Raw genomic sequence first — 4,201 nt, forward strand, 5'->3', positions numbered from 1 at the left:
GTCCGGCCCCGGCGGCGCCGGACTGCGCCGCCGACGGGACGTGGCTCGCGTGCATCGCGTGCGACGAGACGTTCGCTCCCTTCGAAGACGTCCGGTACACCTGCGACGACTGCGGCGGCCTCCTCGAAGTCCGGTACGCCGACCCGCCGACGTTCGACGAGTTCGGGGCGGGCGCACCCTCCGAGGGCCCCGACCGCGGCGTCTGGCGCTACCGCGAGGCGCTCCCCTTCGACCTCGGCGTCACGCTCCCGGAGGGCGACACGCCGCTCCACCGCGTCCCGCGCATCGAGGAGGCCGTGGGCGTCGACGCGCTCCGGATCAAACACGAGGGGATGAACCCCACCGGCTCCTTCAAGGACCGCGGGATGACCGTCGGCGTCCGCGTCGCGAAGGAGCTGGGCGTCGGCGCGCTCGCGTGCGCCTCGACCGGCAACACCTCGGCCGCGCTCGCGGCCTACGGCGGTCGCGGCGACATGCAGACGCTCGTCCTCCTCCCGGCGGGGAAGGTCGCCGCCGGGAAGGTCGCGCAGGCGAGCCTCCACGGCGCGCGGATCCTGGAGGTCGACGGCAACTTCGACGCCTGCCTCGACATCGTTCAGGAGCTGGCCGCCCGCGGCGAGGCGTACCTGCTCAACTCCCTGAACCCCTTCCGTCTGGAGGGACAGAAGACGATCGGCTTCGAGATCCTAGAGGAGTTCCGCGCGGACTACGGCGTCTTCCCGGACCGGATCGTCCTCCCGGTCGGCAACGCCGGGAACACCTCCGCGCTTTATAAAGGATTCCGCGAGCTCGTCCAGTCGGGCGCGCTCGACGTCGACGACGTGCCCAAGCTCACCGGCGTCCAGGCCGAGGGCGCCGCGCCGATGGTCGAGGCGGTCGAGGAGGGGAACGACGAGATCCGCCGCTGGGAGGAGGTCGAGACGCGCGCGACCGCGATCCGCATCGGCAACCCCGTCAACGCGCCGAAGGCGCTGCCCGGGATCCGGAACACGGGCGGCACCGCGGTCGCCGTGAGCGACTCGGAGATCACCGCCGCGCAGCGCCACCTCGCCGCCGAGGGCGTCGGGGTCGAGCCCGCCTCCGCCGCGAGCCTCGCCGGCCTCAAGAAGCTCCGCCGCTCCGGGGTCGTCGACGACGACGAGCGGGTCGTCTGCCTCACCACCGGCCACCTCCTGAAGGACCCCGACGCCGCCTACGAGGCCGGCGGCGACCCCGAACCGGTCCCGAACGACGTCGACGCGGTCGTCGAGCACCTGGGCGAGTAACTGGTCGTCCGCGCGCACGTTTCTCCGCTCGCGCTTCGCTCCGTCCGTTCGTCTCGCGTTCCGTCCGCTTGTCGCCACTATTTATATATACACAAACACGAGATGCCCACCAAGACGATCGGCGTTCGCGAGGAGGTGTACGATCGGCTCCGCGCTCGGAAGCGCGACGACGAGAGCTTCACCGACCTCATCGACCGGCTGATCGACGAGAGCGAGGGCGACTGGCGCGAGGGGTTCGGCTCGCTGTCGACCGAGGAGGCCGACTCGCTCCGCGAGGCCGCGGCGGCGTCGCGGGAACGCTTCGACGAGTCCGCGAGCGAGCGACGGGCCGCGGCGATCGATCGGCTGGCGCACGGGGCCGACGAGGGTCGCTCGGACGACGACGCTGGCGATCCCGACGACGACGCGAACGGCGACGCCGGGGGATCGGCGTGACGCGGTACCTGCTTGACACCACGTTTCTGATCGACTACTTGGACGGTTCCGACGACGTTCGGCGGTTCCTCGAAGCGCACGGGGGCGACGAGTTCGCGACGACCGCGATGACCTACAAAGAGGTCGCAGTCGGTCTCCGCCTCGACGACGCGTTCGACCCGCGGCGTCTCGCGGCCGCGTTCGAGTGGCTCGACGTGGTGCCGGTCGCGAGCGACCACGCCCTCGCGGCGAGCGCCTTCGAGGCGGAGCTGTACCCCTCCGACGACCACACGCGGCGGGCCGTCGACGCGGCCGCCGCGGACCTGCTCATCGCGGGGGTCGCCGACGCGGAGGGCATGACCGTCGTCACCCGGAACGTCGACGACTTCGAGCCGTTCGTCCCGGTCGCGGAGTACTGAGTCTCTCTATTCGTCGGCGCGCCCGTCGGCGCCGTCCAGCGTGATCTCGGTGATCTCCACGACGCGGTCGTCGGCGAGCAGCTCCTCGATCGCGGCGTCCGGGACGGCCGAGTCGAGGTTGTAGACGGTGAGCGCCTCGCCGCCCTGCGTCTCGCGGCCGTTGAACATCCCGGCGATGTTCACGTCGTGGTCGCCGAGGACGGTCCCGATGAGCCCGATGACGCCGGGCTCGTCGGTGTTGCGCGCGACGAGCATGTGGCCGTACGGGACGGCGTCGACGCGGAACCCGTCGATCCGGACGATGCGGGCGTCCTCGCCCGCGAACAGCGTCCCCTCGACGGCGATCTCGTCGTCCCCGTTGCGGACGGTGACGCGGACGAGGCTCTGGAAGTCCTCGGTCTGTCGGGTCTTCGACTCGGTCACCTCGATGCCGCGCTCCTCGGCGAGCCGCGGCGCGTTCACCGCGTTCACCTGCCACTCCAGCGGCTCGAAGACGCCCTTCAGGGCGCTCGCGGTGACGAGGTCCACGTCCTCCGCGGCGATGTCGCCCTCGTAGGTGGCCTCCACCTCGGTGATCCGGCCGTCGAGCAGCTGCGCGGCCACCTTCCCGGCCGTCTCGGCCACGTCGATGTACGGCTCGATCCGGGGGAACGCGCTCTCGTCGACCGAGGGCGCGTTGAGCGCCGTCAGCACCGGCTCGTCGTCGAACGCCGCCAACACCGCCTCCGCGGTGTCGACCGCGACGTTCTCCTGGGCGGCCTCCGTCGAGGCGCCGAGGTGCGGGGTCAAGACGATCTCCTCGACGTCGAGCAGCGGCGAGTCCTGCGGGAGCGGCTCCTCCGCGAAGGAGTCGAGCGCGGCGCCCGCGAGGACGCCGTCGTCGACCGCCTCGGCGAGCGCGTCCTCGTCGACGATGCCGCCGCGGGCGCAGTTGATCAGGTAGCCGCCCTCCAGCTGGGCCAGCTCGGCCTCGCCGATCATCCCCTCGGTCTCGGGGAGGAGCGGGGTGTGGATCGTCGCGAAGTCGCCCGCGGCGAGCGCGTCGTGGAGGTCCTCGACGAGCTCGGCGCCCATCCGGTCGGCGCGCTCCTCGGAGATGTACGGGTCGTAGACGACCAGGTCCATCCCGAGCGAGTCGAGGCGCTTGGCGACCTCCTGGCCGACGCGGCCGAGGCCGACGATGGCGAGCGTCTTGTTGTTCACCTCGGTGCCGAGGAACTCGCCTTTCGCCCACTCGCCGCCGACGAGGCGCCCGTGCGCCTGCGGGATCGAGCGCGCGACGGCGAACGTCATCGCGACGGTGTGCTCGGCGGCGGCGCGGACGTTGCCCTCGGGCGCGTTCGCGACGATGACGCCGTGGTCGGTGGCGGTCTCGATGTCGATGTTGTCGACGCCGATGCCGGCGCGGCCGACGATGACGAGGTCGGTCGCGGCCTCGAAGACGGCCTCGTTCACGTCGGTCCCGGACCGGACGATCAGCGCGTTGGCGTCGGCGACGGCGTCGAGCAGCGCCTCTCCCTCGCTCTCGTAGTCGGTGACGACCTCGTGGCCGGCGTCTCGGAGTCGGTCCAACCCCGCGTCCGCGATGGGGTCGGTGACGAGTACCTTCATGCCGAAACGGACCCACGGCGGGAGGTTAACGCTTTCCTCATCGCGCCGTTTTGCCGCCCGGATGGATCCGCACTCGTGGGTATCGACCCCTTCGTTTCCGGTGGAACGTGCGCGTTCGTGGATACCCTCCCCGTCGGTACTCCCTTTTATACCCGGCCGCATGTGGCGGTATGGACCTCACGATCGCGTTCGTCGGGGTGGGCGCCATCCTCGCGCTCACCGCGGTGAGCGCCTTCTTCTCCAGCTCGGAGCTCGCGGTGTTCTCCGTGCCGACCCACCGGATCGACTCGCTCGTCGCGGCCGACGTCCCGGGCGCGCGGGCGCTGTCGGCCCTGCGCGACGACTCGCACCGCTTCCTCGTCACCGCCTTGGTGAGCAACAACGTCGCCAACATCGCCGCGGCGTCGGTCGCGACCGCGGTGTTCGTCCGGTTCGGGTTCTCCGGCGGCGAGGCGGCCACGGGCTCGACGCTCGTCACCTCGGTGTTCGTCA

At 71.3% G+C, this 4,201-nt stretch carries 5 protein-coding genes; 4 read left to right on the forward strand and 1 reads right to left on the reverse strand.

The genetic code is table 11. The annotated features are described in order from the left end of the window. The 3 genes from thrC to B9G38_RS14725 all read left to right on the forward strand — a co-directional run. Nucleotides 1-1,265 (forward strand): threonine synthase (gene thrC / locus B9G38_RS14715; protein WP_086220874.1); only part of this gene is annotated, 1,265 nt, incomplete at its 5' end. A gap of 102 nt (nucleotides 1,266-1,367) precedes the next feature. After that, nucleotides 1,368-1,700: an antitoxin VapB family protein gene (locus B9G38_RS14720; protein WP_086220875.1), complete on the forward strand. Its 333-nt coding sequence runs from the start codon at nucleotides 1,368-1,370 to the stop codon at nucleotides 1,698-1,700. Beyond that, complete coding sequence (locus B9G38_RS14725; RefSeq protein ID WP_086220876.1) at nucleotides 1,697-2,098, forward strand: type II toxin-antitoxin system VapC family toxin; 402 nt, start codon at nucleotides 1,697-1,699, stop codon at nucleotides 2,096-2,098. Before B9G38_RS14720 ends, B9G38_RS14725 begins: the two co-directional genes overlap by 4 nt. 6 nt (nucleotides 2,099-2,104) lie before the next feature. Here B9G38_RS14725 and serA read toward each other — a convergent pair whose 3' ends face one another. Beyond that, nucleotides 2,105-3,709 (reverse strand): phosphoglycerate dehydrogenase, encoded by a 1,605-nt coding sequence (gene serA, locus B9G38_RS14730; RefSeq protein ID WP_086220877.1) that lies wholly within the window; start codon nucleotides 3,707-3,709, stop codon nucleotides 2,105-2,107. Between the two features lie 170 nt (nucleotides 3,710-3,879). Between serA and B9G38_RS14735 the strand changes: the two genes are divergently transcribed. Next, nucleotides 3,880-4,201 (forward strand): CNNM domain-containing protein (locus B9G38_RS14735; protein WP_143415494.1); only part of this gene is annotated, 322 nt, incomplete at its 3' end.

The sequence above is a fragment of the Halorubrum sp. SD612 genome (assembly GCF_002135005.1).

Coding starts and splice junctions, on each gene's coding strand:
- B9G38_RS14720 (WP_086220875.1), top strand. CDS start 1,368: ATGCCCACCAAGACGATCGGCGTTCGCGAGGAGGTGTACGATCGGCTC.
- serA (WP_086220877.1), bottom strand. CDS start 3,709: ATGAAGGTACTCGTCACCGACCCCATCGCGGACGCGGGGTTGGACCGA.